Source organism: Brevibacillus composti, assembly GCF_016406105.1.
Lineage (GTDB): Bacteria > Bacillota > Bacilli > Brevibacillales > Brevibacillaceae > Brevibacillus > Brevibacillus composti.
Genome location: NZ_CP066308.1, coordinates 904,456 through 926,487, shown reverse-complemented (window position 1 = coordinate 926,487; position 22,032 = coordinate 904,456). Strand labels below are relative to the sequence as shown.

The 22,032-nt window shown below is 55.6% G+C and carries 22 protein-coding genes, 1 pseudogene and 2 riboswitches; of the genes and pseudogenes, 3 read left to right on the top strand and 20 right to left on the bottom strand.

The genetic code is table 11. The features are described 5' to 3' along the window. Nucleotides 1-4 precede the first annotated feature (4 nt). The 13 genes from JD108_RS04880 to JD108_RS04820 all read right to left on the bottom strand — a co-directional run bounded on the left by JD108_RS04880 (nucleotide 5) and on the right by JD108_RS04820 (nucleotide 13,240). Entirely contained in the window at nucleotides 5-370 is a 366-nt protein-coding gene (locus JD108_RS04880; RefSeq protein ID WP_198828794.1) for a Ger(x)C family spore germination C-terminal domain-containing protein, read from the bottom strand. A gap of 179 nt (nucleotides 371-549) precedes the next feature. Next, complete coding sequence (ribH, locus tag JD108_RS04875; RefSeq protein WP_198828793.1) at nucleotides 550-1,017, bottom strand: 6,7-dimethyl-8-ribityllumazine synthase; 468 nt, start codon at nucleotides 1,015-1,017, stop codon at nucleotides 550-552. Between the two features lie 7 nt (nucleotides 1,018-1,024). Then, a complete protein-coding gene (locus JD108_RS04870) occupies nucleotides 1,025-2,227 on the bottom strand; it encodes a bifunctional 3,4-dihydroxy-2-butanone-4-phosphate synthase/GTP cyclohydrolase II (protein ID WP_198828792.1) in 1,203 nt (400 codons plus the stop codon). A 13-nt stretch (nucleotides 2,228-2,240) separates the two neighbouring features. Then, nucleotides 2,241-2,930, bottom strand: coding sequence for a riboflavin synthase (locus JD108_RS04865; RefSeq protein WP_198828791.1), 690 nt, complete (start codon nucleotides 2,928-2,930; stop codon nucleotides 2,241-2,243). Then, nucleotides 2,915-4,051, bottom strand: a complete 1,137-nt coding sequence (gene ribD / locus JD108_RS04860) for a bifunctional diaminohydroxyphosphoribosylaminopyrimidine deaminase/5-amino-6-(5-phosphoribosylamino)uracil reductase RibD (RefSeq protein WP_198828790.1) — start codon at nucleotides 4,049-4,051, stop codon at nucleotides 2,915-2,917. The genes JD108_RS04865 and ribD overlap by 16 nt, the downstream gene beginning before the upstream one ends. A 146-nt stretch (nucleotides 4,052-4,197) precedes the next feature. After that, a riboswitch (FMN riboswitch) is annotated at nucleotides 4,198-4,347 on the bottom strand. Between the two features lie 179 nt (nucleotides 4,348-4,526). Continuing rightward, on the bottom strand, nucleotides 4,527-5,939 hold the full coding sequence (ltrA, locus tag JD108_RS04855) for a group II intron reverse transcriptase/maturase (RefSeq protein WP_198826346.1): 1,413 nt from the start codon (nucleotides 5,937-5,939) through the stop codon (nucleotides 4,527-4,529). 486 nt (nucleotides 5,940-6,425) lie between these two features. Further along, nucleotides 6,426-6,576: riboswitch (FMN riboswitch) on the bottom strand. 75 nt (nucleotides 6,577-6,651) lie between these two features. After that, complete coding sequence (gene yunB / locus JD108_RS04850) at nucleotides 6,652-7,377, bottom strand: sporulation protein YunB (RefSeq protein WP_198828789.1); 726 nt, start codon at nucleotides 7,375-7,377, stop codon at nucleotides 6,652-6,654. A 156-nt stretch (nucleotides 7,378-7,533) separates the two neighbouring features. Then, the gene (locus JD108_RS04845; RefSeq protein ID WP_198828788.1) at nucleotides 7,534-8,808 is read right to left on the bottom strand and encodes a TRAP transporter large permease; all 1,275 of its coding nucleotides are present in this window, start codon (nucleotides 8,806-8,808) and stop codon (nucleotides 7,534-7,536) included. Beyond that, nucleotides 8,705-9,307 carry a TRAP transporter small permease gene (locus tag JD108_RS04840; protein ID WP_198828787.1) on the bottom strand — a complete coding sequence of 201 codons (603 nt, stop codon included), beginning with the start codon at nucleotides 9,305-9,307 and terminating at the stop codon, nucleotides 8,705-8,707. The genes JD108_RS04845 and JD108_RS04840 overlap by 104 nt, the downstream gene beginning before the upstream one ends. Nucleotides 9,308-9,343: 36 nt before the next feature. After that, nucleotides 9,344-10,420, bottom strand: coding sequence for a TRAP transporter substrate-binding protein (locus tag JD108_RS04835; protein ID WP_228728311.1), 1,077 nt, complete (start codon nucleotides 10,418-10,420; stop codon nucleotides 9,344-9,346). A 24-nt stretch (nucleotides 10,421-10,444) separates the two neighbouring features. Beyond that, on the bottom strand, nucleotides 10,445-11,356 hold the full coding sequence (locus tag JD108_RS04830; RefSeq protein WP_198828786.1) for a hydroxymethylglutaryl-CoA lyase: 912 nt from the start codon (nucleotides 11,354-11,356) through the stop codon (nucleotides 10,445-10,447). After that, complete coding sequence (locus tag JD108_RS04825; protein WP_198828785.1) at nucleotides 11,353-12,555, bottom strand: CaiB/BaiF CoA transferase family protein; 1,203 nt, start codon at nucleotides 12,553-12,555, stop codon at nucleotides 11,353-11,355. The genes JD108_RS04830 and JD108_RS04825 overlap by 4 nt, the downstream gene beginning before the upstream one ends. A 10-nt stretch (nucleotides 12,556-12,565) precedes the next feature. Beyond that, the gene (locus JD108_RS04820) at nucleotides 12,566-13,240 is read right to left on the bottom strand and encodes a GntR family transcriptional regulator (protein ID WP_198828784.1); all 675 of its coding nucleotides are present in this window, start codon (nucleotides 13,238-13,240) and stop codon (nucleotides 12,566-12,568) included. Nucleotides 13,241-13,389: 149 nt separating this feature from the next. On the opposite strand from JD108_RS04820, the gene JD108_RS04815 reads away from it, so the two are divergent. Then, nucleotides 13,390-13,902 carry a Crp/Fnr family transcriptional regulator gene (locus JD108_RS04815; protein WP_198829991.1) on the top strand — a complete coding sequence of 171 codons (513 nt, stop codon included), beginning with the start codon at nucleotides 13,390-13,392 and terminating at the stop codon, nucleotides 13,900-13,902. Nucleotides 13,903-13,931: 29 nt separating this feature from the next. Here the strand turns inward: JD108_RS04815 and JD108_RS04810 are convergent, their stop codons facing one another. Then, nucleotides 13,932-15,248 (bottom strand): globin-coupled sensor protein, encoded by a 1,317-nt coding sequence (locus tag JD108_RS04810; protein ID WP_198829990.1) that lies wholly within the window; start codon nucleotides 15,246-15,248, stop codon nucleotides 13,932-13,934. A 423-nt stretch (nucleotides 15,249-15,671) separates the two neighbouring features. On the opposite strand from JD108_RS04810, the gene corA reads away from it, so the two are divergent. Then, complete coding sequence (corA, locus tag JD108_RS04805) at nucleotides 15,672-16,607, top strand: magnesium/cobalt transporter CorA (protein WP_198828783.1); 936 nt, start codon at nucleotides 15,672-15,674, stop codon at nucleotides 16,605-16,607. On the opposite strand, the gene JD108_RS04800 is transcribed toward corA, so the two are convergent. The 6 genes and pseudogenes from JD108_RS04800 to JD108_RS04775 form a co-directional block, all read right to left on the bottom strand. Further along, a complete protein-coding gene (locus JD108_RS04800; protein WP_198828782.1) occupies nucleotides 16,604-17,695 on the bottom strand; it encodes an HD-GYP domain-containing protein in 1,092 nt (363 codons plus the stop codon). The genes corA and JD108_RS04800 overlap by 4 nt on opposite strands. Before the next feature lie 135 nt (nucleotides 17,696-17,830). Continuing rightward, a complete protein-coding gene (locus tag JD108_RS04795) occupies nucleotides 17,831-18,133 on the bottom strand; it encodes a YunC family protein (protein WP_198828781.1) in 303 nt (100 codons plus the stop codon). Between the two features lie 80 nt (nucleotides 18,134-18,213). Continuing rightward, the gene (locus JD108_RS04790; protein WP_198828780.1) at nucleotides 18,214-18,453 is read right to left on the bottom strand and encodes a DUF6154 family protein; all 240 of its coding nucleotides are present in this window, start codon (nucleotides 18,451-18,453) and stop codon (nucleotides 18,214-18,216) included. A 78-nt stretch (nucleotides 18,454-18,531) separates the two neighbouring features. Continuing rightward, nucleotides 18,532-19,971 carry a bifunctional metallophosphatase/5'-nucleotidase gene (locus JD108_RS04785; protein WP_198828779.1) on the bottom strand — a complete coding sequence of 480 codons (1,440 nt, stop codon included), beginning with the start codon at nucleotides 19,969-19,971 and terminating at the stop codon, nucleotides 18,532-18,534. A gap of 69 nt (nucleotides 19,972-20,040) precedes the next feature. Beyond that, nucleotides 20,041-20,865 (bottom strand): sulfite exporter TauE/SafE family protein, encoded by an 825-nt coding sequence (locus tag JD108_RS04780; RefSeq protein ID WP_198828778.1) that lies wholly within the window; start codon nucleotides 20,863-20,865, stop codon nucleotides 20,041-20,043. Between the two features lie 44 nt (nucleotides 20,866-20,909). After that, nucleotides 20,910-21,512: pseudogene (locus tag JD108_RS04775) on the bottom strand (DUF72 domain-containing protein). A gap of 31 nt (nucleotides 21,513-21,543) precedes the next feature. Here JD108_RS04775 and JD108_RS04770 point away from each other — a divergent pair. Beyond that, nucleotides 21,544-22,017: a M67 family metallopeptidase gene (locus JD108_RS04770; RefSeq protein WP_198828777.1), complete on the top strand. Its 474-nt coding sequence runs from the start codon at nucleotides 21,544-21,546 to the stop codon at nucleotides 22,015-22,017. Nucleotides 22,018-22,032 lie beyond the last annotated feature (15 nt).

Genomic DNA, 22,032 nt, shown 5'->3' with positions numbered 1-22,032 from the left:
TCTGTTACCCCATCGTACCCGCACCAACAATTTCCATCCTTATCCGAATCCGAAATTCCGCCTTCTCGTACAAGGAAATCCCTGTATCCCTGTTCCACTTTCCCCGGTATTTTTGCCGAAAGCTTTCTTCGACTCCAGCAGGATCCCATTTTTTCTGCTGGAGTTTTTTGATGAGCGCGCTTAACTCTTTTGGGAACTCTCTTTCCATGTCCTTCGCTAACGCCGCCCGCTGCTCGCGATCATCCAAATAGCGGTTCCCCGTGTAGCCGATCAATACGCCGCGCACCTCTACGTCTATATCGGCCTTGGGCTTCCGCGTGTCTCCGTTGCTATTGATCTGGCCATTGCTATAAATCGGGTTGAATATCACCCTGGCGTGTTTTCGTTCCAGATATGGCAAATGGCCAATCTACGGCGAATCAGAGAGATGTTGACATCGAGCATCTCAATCATTCTTACTTTTCTTTTCTTTTCCCTTCCCTCCCCTATTTAATCCAGAGCGAAAAAAGGGCGAGAGCTGTCTGCTCTCGCCCTATGCGGCTGCTGTTTTTAGCCGGTAATTTGTCTGCTGAGATTGGCCATCTCGATGGCGGAGGCCGCCGCCTCCCAGCCTTTGTTGCCGACCTTGGTGCCTGCCCGCTCGATAGCCTGTTCGATCGAGTCCGTGGTCAGCACGCCAAATATCACCGGAATCCCGGTCGCCAGCGAAACAGAGGCGACGCCTTTGGCACACTCGCTGCAGACGTAATCAAAATGCGGCGTAGCGCCGCGAATGACTGCTCCCAGCGTCACAATTGCATCGTATTTGCCCGATTCCGCCATCTTTTTGGCGATCAGCGGGATTTCAAAAGCGCCCGGCACCCAGGCCACTTCGACCGCCTCCTCCGCGACACCGTGCCGCTTCAGTGCGTCGAGTGCCCCGCCCACCAGCTTGCTTACGATCAATTCATTAAAACGTCCCGCCACAATTCCTACGCGCAGTCCAGTTCCGATCAGATTTCCTTCATACAGTTTCATGATCTCTTCACTCCTTTACGAATTGAAGCAGGTGACCCAGCTTGTCCTGCTTGCTGTGCAAATAACGTTCATTTTCCGGATGCTCCGGCATCTGCAGCGGGACCCGCTCTGCGACTTGCAGACCGTAGCCGGACAGCCCGCGTATTTTCCGCGGATTATTGGTCATCAGCCGCATCTGCGAGATCCCCAGGTCGCGCAGTATTTGCGCGCCAATCCCGTAATCGCGCAGGTCGGCGGGGAAGCCCAGCTTTTCATTGGCCTCGACGGTATCGAGACCTTGCTCCTGCAGCTGGTATGCCTTCAGCTTGTTGATCAGTCCGATGCCGCGTCCTTCCTGGCGCATGTAGAGTACGACGCCCCGCCCCTCCCGCTCGATCATCCGCAGTGCGGCGTGAAGCTGCGGGCCGCAGTCACAGCGGTGAGAACCGAAGATGTCCCCGGTCAGGCACTCGGAATGGACGCGCACCAGCACCGGCCCCCCGTCTGCCACTTCTCCTTTGACGATGGCGACATGCTCTTTGCCATCCAGATCATTGGTATAGGCGATGATCCGGAAGTCTCCGTACTCCGAGGGAAGCTTGGCCTCCGCTTCGCGTTTGACCAGCCGCTCATGCTTCATGCGGTAATCGATCAAATCCGCGATCGTGATCAGCTTCAGCCCAAAACGCTTGGCCACCTCGACCAGCTCGGGAAGCCGCGCCATTGTGCCATCCTCATTCATGATTTCACAAATCACCCCTGCCGGTTTGGCCCCTGCCAATAGCGCCAGGTCGACCGCCGCCTCCGTGTGTCCGGCCCGGCGCAGCACTCCGCCCGGCCTTGCGATCAGCGGAAAGATATGCCCGGGTCGCCGAAAGTCCTCTGCTCCCCGCTGTTCATCCAGCATCGCCAGGACGGTTTGGGATCGCTCTTGTGCGGAAATGCCCGTATGCGTACCCGCCTCGTCAATCGAGACGGTAAAAGCGGTGCCCTGCCTGTCTGTATTGGCCTCTACCATCGGCCCCAGCTTCAGGCGGGCTGCATCTTTTTCCGTGATCGGGACGCAGATCAGCCCGCGCCCGTGGGTAGCCATAAAATTGATCATCTCCGGCGTCGCGGCTTCCGCCAGGCAGACAAAATCCCCTTCGTTTTCCCTGTCTTCGTCATCGACGACGATGACGGGACGGCCTTTTCGCAAATCGTTGATCGCCTCTTCGATGGTAGCAAACACCGTATCTCCCCCTTTATGCATAGCCGTGTTCCTCCAGAAAAGCCAGATCGATGCCTGCTCTGCCGGCACCGGGCTTGCCTCCTCGCCCATCCGCTCCCGACCGGGCCGCGCCGGCTCTCCCCGTAAGCAGTCTCCCCACGTATTTGGCGATCAGGTCGGTCTCCAAATTGACGGCATCGCCCACCTTTTTGCTTCGCAGATTGGTCTGTGCCAGCGTGTGCGGGATCACCGAGACGGCGAGGTGTTCGTCTCCCGCCTCTGTCACGGTCAAACTGATGCCGTCTACCGTAATGGAGCCGCGCGGGATGACCTGACGGAGCAGCTCGGGCCCCGTGCGGATCTGAAAGCGGATAGCATTGTGATCCGCGTTTCGGGAGATAATGGTGCCGACGCCATCCACATGGCCCGAAACCAGATGGCCGCCGAGCCTGGCTCCCAGCTGCAAGGCCCGCTCCAGATTAACCAGGCTGCCCGGCTTCAACTGGGAGAGCGCCGTCACTTGCCAGGTCTCCGGCATGACATCCGCCTGAAAACGAGTGGGCGTATAGGAAGTCACCGTGAGACACACGCCGTTGACGGCAATGCTGTCTCCGATTGCGGCATCCTCCAGGACGGTCTGGGCGCGTATCACCAGCGTGCAGGATTGGGCGTTTCGCGTGATGCTTTCTACTGTGCCTACTTCTTCGATCAGTCCGGTAAACATGTGAGATCCCTCCCTGCCGGCTGCCCCCATACGGGATAGCCTGTGATGCACAAATCATGGCTGCCGATCATTTCTACCTCGACATCGGCCAGCGGGATGGCGTCCTGCATCTCCGCGAACCCCTGACCGCCATACGAGGTAGGCGCTCCCTGACCGCCGATTAGTTTGAAAGAGAAAAACTGGATGACTTTTTGAATCGCACCTGCCTCCAAAAACGAGCCGTTTACCGCTGAGCCCCCCTCGACCAAAAGAGAGGTAACCCCTCTTTGCCCCAGGGATTCCAGCACGCGTTCTATGCCTACGCCATCCGGCAGTCTGACGACCTCGACACCTCTCTGCTCCAGCTCCTGTTGCCGAGCAGAAGGAGCCTTGTCCGAGGTATAGATCAGCGTCGGCGCATGCCCGTCGCAAATCACGCGGGCATCTGCCGGGATGCGCAGCCGGCTGTCGAGGATGACGCGCAGCGGCTGCCGCCCGCGCACCTCCCCGTCTTCCCGGGCAGTCAGCTCCGGATTATCCGCCAGCACGGTCTGCACCCCGACGAGGATCGCATCATGCTCGCGCCGCAGCCGGTGCACCCGCTTGCGAGACTCTTCCCCCGTAATCCAGCGGCTGTGCCCGGTGCGCGTCGCGATCTTTCCATCCAGTGTGCTTGCCGTTTTTACCGTAACAAATGGCTTTTTTGTGCCGATGTAATGGAAAAACACCTCATTCAGCCGCTTCGCCTGTGCGGCGCAGATTCCGACGCTCACCTCCAGGCCCGCCTCCTGCAAAAGACGGATTCCCGCTCCCGCTACCCGTGGATTGGGGTCTTCTACGGCGACGACTACTCGCCTGATCCCCGCTTCGATCACCGCCCGCGCACAAGGCGGCGTCCTCCCCTGATGGCTGCAAGGCTCCAGGGTAACATAGAGGTCCGCTCCTTTTGCGTGCTCGCCAGCCATTCGCAGCGCGTGCACCTCGGCATGCGGTTCGCCCGCTTTCACATGCGTCCCCAATCCGACGACCATGCCATCCTTGACGACGACTGCTCCAACTAATGGATTGGGTGCCGTCTGCCCCTTGGCGGATCGGGCCAACTCCAGCGCAAGCGCCATGTGCTGCCAGTCATGTTCAGACATCTCCTCTGCTCCTTTCCCGTTTGTAATGGCCATCGCCGCTCGGCGCGACTTCCTGGAATGCCAAAAAGCCCTTGAAGCGCGCTTCAGGGCAAGGGGAAAGAAGCCTTCTCACTCCCGTTTTTTCAACGAAGAGACAGAGGCTGCCTCACTGCCTTCTCCCATCCGGACTATACCGTCGGCCCTGGATTTGCACCAGGTCAGTCGCTCGCTATCACGTAGGACAAGCGAGCGAGTCGCGGGCTCAGACTGTCGTCATCACCGCCGGTCGGGAATTTCACCCTGCCCTGAAGGTCTGCTTTTTGTGGTTGTAGTACCGCGGCACCGATTCCTCCACCGCGATGGCTTGCTCCTGTCTCTCCTTTCGGCGACCGGACTCGTCCGGTCTTTTGCAATCGGGTAGGGGGCTACCCATTAGTTGAGTAGCCGACCTCCCACACCACCGTACGTACCGTTCGGTATACGGCGGTTCCTTAGTTCACGCAGTCACTTGTCGATAATAATCTGAGAAGAAAAGAAATCCGAGGCCTTTAATGGTGTTGTTATCGAGGGCTTTCGCGAGGATGGGGCTATTGGAGATTCTCCAGTAGCTCTTTCTTGTATTTGCGTATTCCCATGCCTTGAACTTTGGGATTCCAAACGAGATCAGCTTTTCGAATTTTGTCCTTATTCGTTTCCATTGTTTCCAGTAGATCATTCGAATCCTTCTTCTCATCCATTCATCCGTTGTTTGGAGCAGGTTCTTCATATCCGCAATCTTGAAGTAGTTGACCCATCCCATGATATAGCGTCTGAGCCTTTCGGCTCTCTCTTCATTTCCCATGCCATTGCTTCTTGCGGTTAGTTCCTTCACTCTTGTTTTCATTTTGGCGATGGATTTGGGATGGATGCGGACTTTCACTTGCCCTCGTTGGTTGTAGAATGAGAATCCCAGAAACTTCACTCGAATGGCTAGGTCCACCACGGTTTTCTCCCGATTTACTTTTAGGAACAGCTTCTTTTCAATGTAGGGGAGAATGTTGGTTAGTGTCCGTTCGGCACTTCGTCTGCTCTTGCAGAAGATGAGTAAATCATCTGCGTATCGCACAAACTTGTGTCCTCTCTTCTCCAGCTCCTTGTCCAACTCATTCAGCATGATATTACTGAGAATTGGACTCAGATTCCCGCCCTGCGGTACGCCGACTTCTGTTTCCTCAAACTTGTGCTTCACGACAACTCCTGCCCGAAGATATTTATGAATTAGTGAAATGACTCGTCCGTCCTTAATCGTTCTTGAGAGTACTTCAATGAGCTTGCTTTGGTTGACGGTGTCAAAGTATTTCTCTAGATCCATATCCACAACATAGCGGTAGCCTTCCTGAATATATTGCTGGCTGCGCCTTATGGCTTGGTGGGCACTTCGTTTGGGTCGGAACCCGAAGCTGTTGTCCGAGAACTGTTGCTCATAGATCGGCGTGAGCATTTGTGCAATTGCCTGCTGGATTACTCGATCAACCACCGTTGGGATGCCCAGGTTTCTTTTCTTTCCGTTCTCTTTTGGGATTTCTACCCTTCGAACGGGATTTGGGCGATATCTGCCCGCCAGGATTTGTTCCTTGATGGTTTCACCGTTTTCTTTGAGATATTGTAGAAGTTCATCTACGCCCATCCCGTCGATTCCGTGTGAACCTTTATTCGCTTTGACTCTTTTGAACGCTTCGTTCAAATTGTCTCTGCTTATGATTTTCTCAAGTAACCTTTCCTTCGACTCGTTTGCGTTGGTGTCGTCGGTTTCAGCTATCCTCTCAGGAACGTGCACTCCCGCATATCCTTCGTGTTCCGCACTATTCTTTTGCGGTGAGCCTTCCGTTGGAAGTTGGCTGCCCTTATCTCCTGTTTCGGTAACATTCATTGACGACCACCTCCTAAGGTTCAGCCCTTCCCTCAAGCCGTCGACTGCTCGAGGTACTATGGCGTCTGCTGACTTCTCATGATAAATCTTGTTTCAACCGTGATTCGAATGTCATCTTCTCACGTCCATGAGACCTCCCACGGTAAGACGACTCACTTTCCTCCCATATACCCGCATCATTTACACCGGAATGTCCGTGTAGTGTATTGGACTTTGCTTTGTCTCGCAAGCTTGTCCCATTCCATATGCCTGATGATGTTCGTGTTCCTCGGGCCGGGATTTTGCCTCCAGCTTCCTTCAGATTCCACCTCACGGTGGACACCCTTGCTCTTGGCTAGTGGTTGGCCACTACCAGCCCCCACAGCGGACTTTCACCGCCTAGTTAGTCGCCATGCGTGGCGCACTAGAAAAAGCCCCTGAAGCATGTTCAGGGGCATAGAAGAAGAAGCCTTTTCACGCTGCTTTTTCAAACAGAGCGAAAGACTGTTCCACCTTCTCCCATCCGGACTTTACCGTCGGCCTTGGGTTTGCACCAAGTCAGTCGCCTGCAGACATGTGTCGGCAAGCGAGTCGCGGGCTTAGACGTGCGTTCGTCATCACCGCCGGTCGGGAATTTCACCCTACCCTGAAGGTTGGCTATTCCGTTTCTAGCATTATAACACGACTTTCCCCATCCCTTACACTTTTTCGAGAAGGAAGTTTTTTCGCTGCCCTAGGGGCGCGGCGGCATCGGCTGTTCATCCGGCCGCGGCACATCGGGTTTTCCTTCGGGATTGTTGTACAAGTACTGCGGCACATCCCCGATAATCAGGGAGTGTGTGATCGGAATTTTCGTCGTAATCGTCTTTTGGTCCGTCGCGAACGGAATGACGATGCGCAAGTCGACTTCCACGTAGACATAGACGGTCGCCAGGACCATGTTGATGCCCGCCTCGCTCAGTTCGGTGTCCAGCATCGTTTTTACGGAGCCAATCGGGACAAAGGTGAGCGGAAGCTCCGGTCCCATCTGTGCCAGAAAGCTGTTTCCCGTCGCGAGACCGAGCGGAATGTAACGGTCTACTTTCTCTTCCTCAAACTCCATCAGTTTGTTTTGTACACGGGAGGTCGTCTCTCCCACTATCCGGGCGTACTCCTTAAAATTGAATTGATACGCCTGAATTCGGCCTTGATTGTCTTTCTCGATTTTGACGATCTGGTTGAAATCGACGCCTTGCTGAGCGATCCGCTTCGTTACAGCATCGGTAATCGCCTGTTTGGCCAGCTGCTCCGCTTTTTGACTGGCGAGAATTTTCAAAGTAGGCTCCAGCCGCTTCTCGATAAACACCAGCATCTGGATACTCAGCGCCAAAAAAATCACCAGCGCAATAAAAAACGCTTTCGTACGAGATAGAGGGTTCTTCCACCTACGACGGGGTCGAAACACGGCCACGCCCGTCACCTCCCAGTTGCTACATCCTATGGCTTGGGAGCGAAAAAAATACGTGACGGTCTGCGGGAAAGGTTCTCCGGCCTAGACACGGGTCTGCATGGAAAGGAAAACCCCCGTCCAGTATGGACAGGGGCATCGAAGCAGTCCGCCGAGATGGCAGAATCGCTATTTGACATGCTCGATCAAGCCGACTGACAGCCAGGGGAATACCGAGAGCAGGATCATAAACAAGATCATGATGACGGCATAGGGCAGCGCTCCACGCACAATCGTGGAAATCGGCGAAGACGGGTCTACGCCCTTCAGCACGAACAGATTGAGCCCAACTGGCGGCGTGATCAAGGCTAGCTCCATGTTGACCACCATGATGATGGCAAACCAGATCGGATCGAATCCAAGCGCCATAATGATCGGATACAGGATCGGCAGCGTGATGACGAGGATCGACACGGTTTCCAGGAAGCAGCCCAGGATCAGCAGCAGGATGTTGATCAGGATGAAGATCACCCATTTGGAGACGGGCAGGCTGGTGGCCAGCTCTGTCATCGCCTGCGGAATCTGCAGCGATGTCAGGATAAAGCCAAACAGCATGGCCCCGACGATGATAAACAGAATCATCGCATTGGTCGCCACAGTCGAGAGCAGTATTTTCTTGATGTTCTCCCACGACAGGCTCTTATACACAATCCCAGCCACCAGCGCGCTGAACACCACGCCTACGGCTGCCGCTTCCGTCGGTGTAAAGACACCGGAGTAGATGCCGCCTATGATCAGGACTGGCATCATCAGGCCCCATACGGCTTTGCGGGTCCCTTGCCAGCGCTCTGTCCAGGTTGCCGGCGCCTCCTTGATATGGCGCATCTTCCAGGCGGCATAGGTCATAAAGATCAAAAGCAGCAAGATCCCCGGCAGCACACCGGCGATAAACAGCTTGCCGACCGATTCGCCTGTAACGGAGCCATAGATGATCATCGGCACACTGGGCGGAATGAGGATTCCCAAAGTGCCGCCCGCCGCCAATAGACCGAGAACCGTTTTCTTCTCATAGCCCCTGGCCGTCATCTCCGGGATGGCAACCATTCCGATGGTCACCGCCGTCGCTACACTGGAGCCGGAGATGGCCGCGAATATCCCGCAGCAGACCAGCGTGGCCAAGGCCAAACCGCCGGGCAGATGGCGCAGCCACCGGCTGGCCATCTCATACAGCTCCTTGCCCACACCGCTGAACAATAGGATTTGACTCATCAGGACGTACATCGGCAAGGCGCTCATAGTGAAGTCATCCAGGGCCTTGTAGGCAATAATCGGAATCTGCGATAGCCCGAGTGCCCCTCCGTTAAACAAATACATGCCGATGGCTGCCAGTACGGCGAGCGCAAAGGCCACAGGCACCCCTACCAGCATGAGGGAGGCCATGCCGCCTGCAAAAAACCAACCCATTACGCCTTTCCTGCCCGGAAATGTAATCAACCAGTTGCAAAAGGAAGGCGAGACAAAGCAGGACTCCTCCGATAGGCAGAAGCATTTCCGGGATGTACATCGGAATTTGCAGCAGAGATGCGGAGGTGAAGCCCAGCTCCATCGAGCTTAGCACATGCTCCCAGCTGAAATAGGTGAAAACCACGCTGAACAGTATGCCGATCACGGTAGAGACGATCAGCATCCACCTTCTCGCAGCCGCGGACACATTATGCAGGAGCAGATCCACTTTGATATGGGCGTCGGCACGCACGGCATAGGCGGAACCGAGAAAACAGCTCCCGATAATCGCGTAAATGGACAGCTCGGTCGCCCAAATGGTGGGGGCATTGAAAAGGAAACGGGAGACGATCTCGAAAAAGATCATCCCCGTCGTCAGAACGATGAAGATTCCGGCGATCATGCCTCCCCATTTAATTAAGCGATCTGCACCGTTGTACAGAATTTGAAAAAGTTTCATCCAAAGTCCCCCGTTTTTCCCTTCTCCTCTGACGCTCTACTGAATGTTCTGGATCTCTTCCAGAAGCTCTTTGCCCAAGTCGCCAGCCGTTTTCACGTACTCGTCCCAAGCAGGCTTGGCCGCTTCCTTCCATGCCGCGAGGTCTGCTTCCGGTACGACGTAGACTTCCATGCCTTTTTCTTTCAATTGTTCAGCGGTAGCCTTGTCTTCCTGTTCAGCCTGCTGGCGAATCCACTCTTCCGTTTCCTTTGCGGTCGTATTGATGAGCTCTTGCGTTTTTGCCGGGAGGTTGTCCCAGTACTTTTTGTTGACGGCGAGCACGAACTCCAGATACGCGTAGTTGCTGATCGTCAAATATTTGGAGACTTCATCGTATTTGCGCTGAACCATGGCAGTCGTTCCCGAGGTGGCTCCGTCAATCGTCTTCCGCTGCAGGGCCATGTATACCTCGCCTGCACCCATGAATACCGGGGCAGCGCCATACGCTTGAATCATAACCGAGGGAATATGTCCGATACTGCGGATTTTCAAGCCTTGGAAGTCTGCCGGCATCTTCAACGGACGAGCGCTGTTGGCAAACTGGGCATAGCCATAGTCGGCAAACAGCAGGACCTTGGCTCCTTTTTTCTCCATCTCTGCTTTCAGCTTGTCGCCCACCGAGCCGGACAGGGCTTTTCCGGCCAACTCATACGAGGTAGGGATCGCGTAGGGAACGTCAAAAATCCCCATGGCCGGGACGACCGATGCCCACAGCGTCGAAGAGTTGACGCCCATCTCTACGCCGCCGGTCAAAATCGCCTGGTTCATCTCCTTGTCGCTGAGCAATTGGCCTGCGGGATATACCTGAATTTTGACATTGCCGCCAGAGCGCTCTTCCACTTTCTTGGCAAAGTCTTCAATTCCTTTGGAGATATGGTGATCCTGCGGAAGATTGTAGGCCAGCCGAATCGTCGCCTTTTCGTACTCCTCGGTGGCCGCTCCACCCGAGCCGGTATTGGCCTGAGGAGCGCCGCCGCTGGTTCCGCTTTGGGCCGCAGGGGCACCGCCGCAGCCCGCCAGCAAACTGCCCAATAATCCTACCGTCGTCAACATCCCAATCCACTTCTTCTTCACTTTCTTTCCCCCCGTTTATTCGCTTTAATAGGCAATCGTCGAATGCTCTTTGTTCTCGACAAGACGGATACGCCCCAGCGGCATTCTCATGGATAGGCCGACCGCGTATTCCGAAGCGTCTAAAAGTTTAGAAAATTCAATTCCCGTTCTTACTTTCATCCTCTCAAACAGATACACGACATCCTCTGTCGCCACGTTGCCAGCCGCGCCGGGTGCAAAAGGACAGCCTCCCAGTCCCCCGACTGCTGTTTCAAACGTGCGGATGCCCGCCGTATAAGCTGCGTATGTATTGGCCAGAGCCAAGCCGCGCGTATCGTGCAGATGCAGACTGAGCCGATCTTGCCCGCACGCTTGGATCAGGCGGCTGCACAGATCGTAGACTTCATCCGGTACAGCGATGCCGATCGTGTCGGCAATGGCTATCTCATCTGCTCCTGCGGCCAACGCCTTTTGCGACAGCTGGAGCACGTCATCGGGATTTACCCTGCCTGCAAACGGGCAGCCAAAGCTGGTCGCGATGGAAAAGCGGACTAAAAGTCCTGCCGCTTTGGCCAAGGGGACGAGTTCCCCAAATGCCTCCAGATTTTGCTCAATGGTCTGGTTGATATTCGTCCGGTTAAAAGCCGGGCTGGCAGAGGTCACCCAATTGACTTCCCCCAACCGGAACCGGGCCGCCCGCTCGAAGCCCTTCCGGTTGGGAACCAGCGCACTGAAGGAGACACCGGCGATTCCATCCAGCGACGAGCAGATCTCCTCTGCATCGGCCATCTGCGGCACGCGGCCCGGATGGACAAAGGAAGTGGCTTCGATCCTCCGCAGCCCCGCATCCGCCAGCATACGGATCAACTGCTGCTTTTTCTCCGTCGGGATGAAGCCCGATTCATTTTGCAGGCCGTCGCGCGGGCCTACCTCGATGATCGTCACGTCTCTGTTCATATGGCTCTCTTCTCCTTCAGCATTGCCAGGACAGCGGGATCGATCTGGAGCAGTTTTTCCAATATCTCTTCATTGTGCTCTCCCAGCGCGGGCCCTACCCACTCATGACTGCCCGGTGTCTCCGACAGCTTGGGCACGATGCCCGGGAACATGACCGACTCTCCATCCGGCAGCTCGATCCGCTCCAGCATTCCCCGCTCCCGGTAGTGCTCGTCCTCCGCAATCTCTTCGATACTGTAGATCGGTCCGACAGGGACGGCTGCTTCATCCAGCAAGCGCTGCGCCTCCCGGAGCGGGTGGCGGCTGGTCCACTCGCCAATCACCTGATCGATGAAGTCGACGTGATCGACCCGCCCCTGATTTGTGGCAAAACGCGGATCTTCCGCGATATCGCTGCGGCCGATCGCATGCATCAAGCGCTTGAAGATGCTGTCGCCGTTTGCCCCGATCACCAGGTATTTTCCGTCTGCACAGAGGTAGGTATTGGATGGGGCAATGCCGGGCAATGTGCTCCCGGTCCTCTCCCGCACCAGTCCCTTCAGGTCGTATTCCGGCAAAACGCCCTCCAACAGACTGAAAACGGCTTCATACAGGGCGACGTCGACCATCTGCCCCTTTTTCTCCGGGGAGAGGTCTCTTGCTCGCAATGCCATCATGCCCCCGATCACGGCGTACAAGCCTGCCGTCAGATCGCCCAGGGCGACACCGGCACGGACGGGCGGACGATCGGCATAGCCCGTCAAGTGGCGAAGTCCGCCGATGGCTTCGGCCACGCTGCCAAATCCCGGTTTATCCCGATAAGGGCCCGTCTGTCCGTAGCCGGAAATCCGCACCATGATCAGACTGGGATTCAGTTCGCTGAGCGCGTCGTAGCCGATTCCCCATTTTTCCAAAGTCCCCGGCCGGAAATTCTCGATGATGATGTCTACCTTCTGCGCCAGGCTGCGGATAATCTCCTGCCCCTCTTCCTTGCGCATGTCGACCGTGACGGATTTTTTGTTGCGCGACTGGACATACCACCAGACAGACGTGTCATTGTGCATCGCCCGCCAGTTGCGCAAGGGGTCTCCGGTTTCCGGCGCCTCCACCTTGATCACTTCGGCACCGAACTCCGCAAAAATTTTCCCGGCGAACGGTGCAGCCACAAGTGTACCCAGCTCCAGTACGCGCACACCCTGCAGCGGCTTTTTCGTTGTCATGGGCCCCTCCTTATAGATCGTCTTGTCGGTTTTGGTTCGTGCTCATGCAAAGCTCAAAATCGCGTTTGATGTGTTCCTCCATGCTCGCTTTCGCTTTGGCGCCATCCTGCGTGCGGATCGCCTCCAGGATCGCTTCATGCTCACAAATAACGGTCTCCGGCCGACGCGGGTGAACCTCCAAAATCGCGTTTCGATAAAAAGAAATCAGCACTTTCAACTCGTTCATGATCTTGGTCAGATAGGGATTTTTGCTCGCTTCCGATATGCGCTGATGAAACGTAAAGTTCAACTCATGGGTCCGGCGAGGGTCGCTCGGATACTGAAGCTCCTTCATTTGCTCCAGAAGCTCCTCCAGTTCACTCAGTTCAGCATCTGTACGGCGCTCGGCAGCATACTGGGCCGCTGGCGGCTCCAGATTGAGACGGCACTCATACAGGTGGGTAAAGTCCGCCAGGGAAGGCTGATAGACCGTCACGCCTCCTTGTGCCTGAACGACGACCAAGCCGTCCTTTTCCAAGCGGCGGATGGCCTCGCGTATCGGACTGCGACTGACACCCGTCTCTTCGCAGAGCCTCTCTTCGATCAGCCGCTGCCCCGGGGCAAGCCCGCCAAACAGGATTTGCTCCCGCAGATATTCGTACACCTGAGACTGGAGTGTTTCACTTCGCTTGATCGCTTTGGCCAAGAACCTCAACCCCTTCTCGATGCATACTGTATTCTGTATACAAAGGTACTGCGCAAATAGTAGCACAATTTTAAATAAGTAGTCAACACTTCGCGCCGGATTGCACCGCCTCTTTTTTGGTGGTATGTTGGGGGACGGGAGTGATGACTGTGCGACTACACAAAGGTGATATTCTCTTTCGCCAGGGAGAGTCGGGGCCGCTGTTCCACATTCGGACAGGCCTCTTTAAAGTGGTCCGGCTGCAAGAGGACGGCTCCCCCTTTTTGTTCAACCTCCTCCTGCCGGGCGAAACGATCCCCCACCATTCCCTCCTGTCTCCGAAGGAATACCACGGGACAGCCATTGCCCTGATGAGCAGCGAGGTGGACGTGATCCCTTGCGACAAGTGGTACCGCTCTCTAGAGGAAGACCCGTACCGGTACAAGGAGATTGCCCTGTTGCTCCAGTCCAAGCTGCGGTTTACCCAGCAGCGGATGGATCAGCTCACCGTCTCTTCTCCCAAAGAGAAGCTGGCTCTCATGCAGGAGTGGTTCCATACCTACATCGGACCCTATCCCTTGAGCGATCTGTTGACGCAGGAGGAAATCGGCCAATTCCTCGGGCTGCGCCGGGAAACGGTCAACCGGTTGCTGCGCCAAACAAAACAAGCACATCCCGGCTGAATCCGAGATGTGCTTGTTGGCTTTCGCAACTACAAATTTTCGGTCATCTCCGACAGTTGGTCGGCTGAGATAGCGACCTGTGAGACCGCCTGGCTCATCTCCTCCATGACGCGGAAGAAGTTCTCCAGCTCTTTTTGGATCCGTCTGCTCTGTTCCTGACTGTCGCTGACGGCACCGTGAATCTCGTCAAAGAACCGGTTCGTCTCGCTGGTCATCGCCGCGCTGGATGCGACCAGCTTCCGCACCTCCGCTACCACTGCGGACAGGCTCGCAGTCTGGGCATTGGTCTTTTCGATCAGTTCGGTTACGCCCGAGACAGAGTGCTTGGTCTGCTCGGCCAGCTTCCGGACTTCCCCCGCGACGACTGCGAATCCGCGCCCCTGCTCACCGGCCCGGGCGGCTTCAATCGCCGCATTCAGAGCCAAGAGGTTGGTCTGTTCGGCGATCGCTGTCACCACATCGACGATTCCGCGAATCTTTTCCGAGATCTCTTCCAGTGTGCGCATCTCCGCCGCGATCCGCTCTGCGCTGTGCTGAATCAATCCCATCTGCTGCTGTTGATTCTCCAGCTTGTCCTTTCCTTCCTCGGAGAGGGATTGGGCCTTGCCGGTGAAACGGGTCCCCTTTTCGACGTAGCTCAATACCTCGTTGGACTGTTCGGTCAATTGCTGGACGGAGGCGCTCGTCTCCTCCGAGACGGCGGCCAATTCATGCGCCGATTGGGAGAGCACGCGGCGCAGCTCGTCTTTTTTGCGCTGCGTTTCCTGGCGAATTTGCTCATGCTGGTTCTCGTATTCCTCCAGTACGATTTGCTGTTCGATATTTAATATCTTTGTGGTCACGATGATGGAGCGCTTGAATTCCGCCTTGTCTCCAATATGGCGATCCAGCAGTTCGATGATGGAGACCAGCAGGTTTTGAAACGCGCACATATACCATTTGGGTTCCAGTCCGATCTTCAGATGCATGATTGCGATGCGGCTCCGCTGCTCGATGTACTGGCTGTCGATCGTGCCGCTGAACATTTCCGTAATATGGCGGGTCAGTGTTTGTTTCAACCGGTCGATGGTGCTGTTTTTTTCGATGATCTCCATCAAGCTGGTTTCCTGCTCAAGATTGGCGTAAAATTTGGTGACAATTTCATCAATATTTTGGATAATGAGCGGCTGGAGCATTTTCGCCACAGCCAGGTCTTCTTCGGTCAAGCTGATCATGGCTAATTGCTTGTGAAGCTCAGCCTGTTTTTCCAGCTTCAACTCTCCCTTTTCCGTCCGCTGCTGGAAGTAGGAGTCTTTCTGCTGCTTGCCTTTCACGTCAAACAAACGGGAAAACGGACACATGGACATGTTCTCCTTTACCTTCATGCTTATTTCACATTACTTTAATAACTATACAATAATTCATCCGTATTTGGTATTCCTCTCCTGGATCATTTGGCCCAGAGAGGAGGATCGTCTATCTCCGTTTTTGCGCAGCTTGCAACAAAAGAGGGCAAATGAGGCACACTATTCCAGACTTGTGAATGACGGTCCCATATGCAAGTGCAAAGGCCTAACGGACAACCGGCGCCTCATACCCTGATAGAAAAGAGGAAGAGGAGGGGTCCGGCCTGAACACGGATCGGCACAGCACTGCCCGCCGTACTCCCAGCGAATCCGCCTTGCGCATGGCTTGCGACTATTTGCTTGCGACCGTCTTTCCCCGGATCTGGGCACAGGCAAAACAGGAGCGGGGCAGCGCTGCATCAACCATTGTCAGGAGCAAAAGGGATGAAGATTCGGCTTGTCCAAAACGGATTGATCACACTCATCGACGATATCGAGCAGACACAGACACCGCCGAATAACGGTTTTTACTGGATCGATGCCTCTTTGTTTGACCTGGCCATCCTGCAGCCGCTGTTTGGCCTGCATGATCTGGCGATTGAGGACTGCATCGACGAAGAAGAGCAGCGGCCTAAGCTGGAAATATACGAGGATCACTATTTTATCGTGATCAACAGCGTGGAATTGGCCGATCAGGACATTTTTTTGCATGAAGTGAATCTGTTTCTCGGCGGCCACTACGTCATCACCGTCACCAAGCATGATATCGGGCTGCAGCCGCGCATGCTGCAAATCGTCCGGGAAAAAGAAATCAACCATGCGGATTCCTTTCTCTACTACCTGGTGGATCACATTGTGGAGCGATATTTTGACGTAATCGAAAAAATAGAAGATCTGATTGAAAAGCTGGAAGAAGAGATCCTGGTGAACGCGAAAAAAACGCAGCTTCATCAGATCATCGGGCTGAGAAGCGAGGTTCTCTACGCGCGGAAAATGCTGCTCCCCCAGCGGGAACTGATCGACGCGCTGCATAAAAAAGACCTCCCGCTCATCGACAAGCGCCTGCGAAAATACTTTGGCGACCTCCTGGAGGATGCAGTCAAGATCGTCGAGAGCTTTGAGACCTTTCGCGAACTAATCGGCAACCTGCGGGAAGCCTACCACTCGTCCGTAGCGGGGCGGGCCAACGACATCATGCGCATCTTTACCGCATTGACGACCATTTTCATGCCGTTGACCATCGTGACCGGCATCTACGGCATGAACTTCGACTACATGCCCGAGCTGCGGTCGCCGCACGGCTACTATATCGTCCTGGCTTTCATGGCCGCTCTCGGTGCAGTTATGTATCTGATTTTCAAGCGAAAGGAATGGCTTTAAAACAGATCGTCGCAGGAGACGATCATCAGATGGAGGCGCTTGGACAGGTCGTACTCAAAGGGCTCGACCGGCTGGCCGTGTTCATCGTACAGAATGCGAACGACGGGCCTGCTGGGCGTGCCCTTGTTGTAGTCGACGACGACGCCCGATTCCTTTGTATTCAACACGACGGACAAGCCCAGCGGGTACAGCGCGATCGTGTCGCGGAAGCGCTCCACGAAGCCTTTGTCAAACAGCGTGCCTGCGCCTGTGTACAGCATTTCCATCGCGACGTGAGGCAACATGGGCGCACGGTACACGCGATGGGTCGTCAGGGCGTCAAAGACATCGCAGACGGCCATCAATTTGGCGTAGGGATGGATTTCTCCCTCCTTGAGCCCGCGCGGATACCCTGTTCCGTCCAGCCGTTCGTGATGCTGAAAGGCGCAGTGGGCAGCCAGGAGCGGAATCTCCTCCTGCCGCCGGAGCATCTCGAAGCCGATCTCGGTATGCTTTTTCATTACATGGAACTCTTCTTCCGTTAAGCGTCCCGGCTTTTTCAGCACCTCATCGGGTATCGACATTTTGCCGATGTCGTGAAGCATGGCCCCGATGCCGATCTCCAGCAGCTCTTTTTCTCCGAAATCCGATTTGAGCGCGAGTGCGGTGGAATAGAGCATGACATTAAAGGAATGCGCAAAAATATAATGGTCAAACGCACAGGCATCCGCCAGCAGGTTCATCGCCGCGTTTTTTCCCTTGAGCTCATCCTGCACCTGGCTCAGCACCTGCCGGATCTGCCGGCCGAATTGCCTGTCCGCAAACATATTCTGCCATTTTTGCGGGCTGTGGCTGGAAGCCCGGAAGGCATCGTTGATCAATCCCATCGCTTCCCGACGAGTTGCTTCGGATACAGGCGCTTCCACCTGAATATCCGCTGTGCGACTATCCTGAATGTATAGATTGGTGACATTCATCTGGGTCAGCCTGTCGATCATGCGCTGGGTCAGCTCTACGCCCGAGCCCACCAGAACGGTGCCGTTCTCCGCGTAGACGGAGCGGGCGAGAACATTGCCTGGCTGACATTTATGTATAGAGAGCAGTCTCATTATCCATTCTTCGCCTTTCTGCCAAAAAGTAACTCTATTATAGCTCGATTCGAGCCGGTTCTACATGTATTTTTCAAATGATGTAGATTTATGTCGAAAAAACGCCTCGTCGCAAGGACAAAGGCGTTTTCAGGATTAAAACATCCGGCGTATGGCGTCTCGGCCAATGGTTCCGGCCGTAATGCCCAGTTTCTCGGCGGTGACCGTCACCGATTCCAGCGGCGCGTCCAACAATTGCTCGATGGTCTTGACGCCGACGGCCCTGCCGGCAATGATCTCCCGGTCGGCCAGTTTTTCATTTAACAGTCCGACATCCAGGGCACCGCACATAATATATCCCTTATCGGTTGTAACCGCCAGCAGTGTAGTCTTGGGCAAGCGAACCGTGACAGCGATGGCCGTTCCCTCTGAAAAGTGGATGGGTTGTACTTCCATCATCTTGAGATTCCTCCTTCTTTTCGCTTTACACACAGGCGCGTTACCATCGTATGTCATTCGCCCGCAAGTGGTGTCTGTGCCTAATGCAGGATAGCAGGGGAAGGCCGTTCATCATCCATGGCTACCTTGCGCTTCATGACCTCGACCATATACGACGCCAGCATATGAAACAGCTCATCTTCGTCCATTTCCGCCACCAGCTTCAGCAGATCCTCGTGCGACTGCTCTTCCAAGAGTCCGACGATCACGGCCACGATGTCTTCCTCCGCACCGTTGAAATGCCCTTTGTACAATTCGTATACTTCGTCTAAAAACCGCATGGCTGCCTCCTCCTTTTTTCCCTGTTAGCATGCCCCAGTTGCGGGACTGATCTGCATCCGATCAGCGTCCGATCTGTGTCAGGAGCTGGCCATCATCAACCACCGCGGCTTCTGGGCGGCGGCCAGCAGCTCGGCGTCTCCCAATGTCTGGGCGAGGATCTCGCGCAGCATCTCCGGCAGGTAAAAACGGACGTGCTCCCCCTCTGCCAGATCGGGAAAAAGGCGGTTCAGCATAAACATATCCACGGTGCCCACCCGGTAGCTCCGCTCCTTGTCGAGCAGTTCGCCATTTACCTCGATTCGGGTAATCCTCGGCTGCTCTCCCTCTTCGTACCAGACCTGAAGGCCATCGATCCCCATCCAGCCTGTCACTTTCCCCCGGAAGCCGAATCCGCGCAATTCCCGCCGCACGGTCTCCGGCTGGATGGATTGCGCCAGCAACCTCCAGAGCTGCTCGCCTGAGAGTGAGACGGCACAAGGCTTGATCGGATGGGGCAAGCAGCGGAGCAAATCGCGATAGCTCACCTTTCCCTTGGAAAGCGGCGCGAGCAAAAGGCCGTTATTGGCCATCCCCACCTCGGCCTTCGTCCACTTCCGCAACGAAGCGGCCAATACCGATCCAAAGACGGTCTCCTCCATCCAGGAGACGTCGAGATCGACAGCGAGCTGGACGGCTGTCTGCTCCAGCATCTCTTCGGTCAGCAGCTGTTTTTGGGCGAGGTATTCCGCCAGCTCTCGCTCCGGCAGGTACGCCTCGGAGGCAAACAGCTCCGCAGAGGCTTCCATCACCTGCTTGGCCTGGCGATCCCATACCAGCCGGACATGGCCTACCTTTTTGCCCAGCACCCCAGTCTGCGCGATCAGCGTCTTCCCGATGCGCTCTCCATGCTCCAGCTGGTGATGCGTGTGCGCGCCCAAAATGATGTCTACTCCGTCCAACTCTCGGGCCAGCCGGCAATCTTCGGGATAGCCGAGATGGGACATCAGGATGATCACATCGACGTGGGGACGGAGCGCGGCCACCTGTTGCCGCAGCTGTTCGAGGGGATCTCGCGCTTCCCAGCCCAGCATTTTGTAAAAGAGCGGAAACGATGCCGTTGCCCCCAAGATGCCCACGCACAAATCCTCCCATTGGTGGATGGCGTGGCTCACCGCCCAATGCGGAACCTCTCCCGTGGCGAGTTCGAACAGATTTCCCAGCACGACCGTAAAGCTGGCCTTCTCATACAGGGCATCTAATTTCTCCTTGGGAAACGTGATTCCCTCGTTATTGCCGATCGTCACGTACTGGTAACCGCTGTGGTTGAGCACATCTACGTTTACCTGGCCCCAGGTCGCTTCTGTTTTCACGTCCATCCGGTCGGCATGGTCGCCGATGTCGACGGTCAGCACATGTTCCCCCAGGGCTTCCCATTGCTCCCGGTGCAATCTGAGACACGATGCGATCGACGGCATGCTGCCAAAGTGGCTGTGCAAATCATTGGTGTGCAAAATATGCAAGGTACAGGTGTCCGCCACGACCTTCCCTCCCTCTTCTCACAGGTTTCTCCCCTGTAAAACGGCTCTCTCTCGTATGGCCTTGCTGCTTTATTTGATTACCGCCTCGCCAATCATCTGAATGGCCATTCCCAAAATCAATACCCGCAACAGCAAAACGACGGTTTTCCCCTTCATCCGCCTCGCGATCAGCGTCCCCAGATTGCCGCCGATCCAAGCGCCGGGTGCGAGCAGCGCCGCGTACAGCCAGTTCACATGATCGTGGATGATATTGGTAGCCGAGCCGACCATGGCGGAGAAAAAGATGACGAGCATGGAAGTGGCTGCGGCAATATGCGGGGGAAAACGGAACAGGATGATCATCGCCGGGACCATCAGTATGCCGCCGCCTACTCCAAAGAGTGAAGAAGTGATTCCGACGAGAAAGGCGACGAAGACGACCACCGAGCGTCTGTATCCATATTCATGCTCTACGCCATCCGAATCGACAAATTGTCGGCGGACCTCCCAATTAATGCTGCGGGGCTTGATTTTGTCTTTGACCATCATCAAGATGAACATGCTCAGCTGAAACAAGCCAAACATCAGCGTAAACGCCTTGATTGGCAATAATGTATTCAAATAGACACCTATGATAGCACCAGGGGCGCTGCCTAAAAAAAAGAGCAAGGCGCTTTGGATGTCCACTCGCTTCTGCTTGAGATAAGAAATCGAGGAGGACAAGGCCGTCACGCCGATGACGATTAATGACGTTCCGGCGGCTACCTGCGGGCTGACGGAGCCGGGGAGATAATCATTGCCCAAATAAAGCAGGGCCGGAACGAAAAACATCCCGCCGCCCAGTCCTGCGATGCTGCCCACAATCCCTGCAAACAGGCCGATGACCAAAAACATGACTGCCAATCCGTAAAACATCTGCTACCCTTCTTTCTGCGCGAAGCCCTCTGACTCTCTCGCGGTCAGAAGAGCTCCAATTGACGGGGGTTGAGTCCCGTGGGATCGACGCCCAGCATCTTCATGAACTGCTTGGCGTTCCCGACTGCATCCCCGCCGGAGTTGTTGTTAAACAGGATGGAAACTTCTTTTGTCTGCGCGGCGATCCTGTGGATGCGAGGCACCCATTCTGCCAGCTCGTCCACCGAATAGCGGTACAAATAGCGGACATCTCCTCCAGTTTTGCCCCCCGCCGGGATCGCGCCAGCCGGCCACATTGCGGCCGTGGAAGCGAACAAGCGCCATCTCTGTGCTCGTCCGCCTCGACGATCGGGACGCTGCCTGCCCCCGCCTGCGGCTCGTCACAGAGCACGTGGACCGCCTCCAGGGTGCGCAGCAGCTCTGGTCATGGCCTGAAACGGTTTGACGATAAAGCCAAAGCCGGCAGGCGTCTCCCTAACCCAGGTCTGGTAATGGGCTTGTGGTAAAATGGCGTAAAAGGAGCTGTCCAGCTCGACGATGGGAAAATGGCTGGCGTATACAGACAGCTTGTCCCGGCTGCGGACTCCCTGGGTGTATAGTTCGTGGTGGTCTCCCCAGCCGCACACCCCCACGTGAATGCGATTCATCAACAATCAGCCTCCAGGAGGTAGATGTTCAGTGTATCCCGGTCTTCTCGGCGAACCCTTTGGGTTTAAGCATACCAAAACATGTTTGGACGGAAAAGTAGCGATACGCCTCCTGGCCGAAGCCAAAGAGGCGTTTCCGATGGAATATTCAGCTTTGTTGACGGGGAGAGAGGCCACCATTACCGGCCATTTTCCCCTGCCCTCCGCCACGCCCAGCAGCGTCGCCTTTTCCTGGGACGGTCCGGTTTTTCTGCGCGCCCTGCGCGCGATCCAGTCCGAAGGGCAGCAGTGGCTGGGCGTTCTGCACAGCCATCCGACAGCTCCGCCCCTGCCCTCGCTCGCCGATCGGGAAGGATGGCATTATCCGCAACTCGGCTACTGGATCTTGGGCCCGGTCCAGACAGATCCCCAACTCAAGCTCTACCAGTGGACGGAGGGACGGTTTGTGGAGCGGCCCTTCCAGTTGCTCGGCCATCACTCCTCAGGCTCAGCCATTCGCAGCTAATCCCTGCTTTTTGTC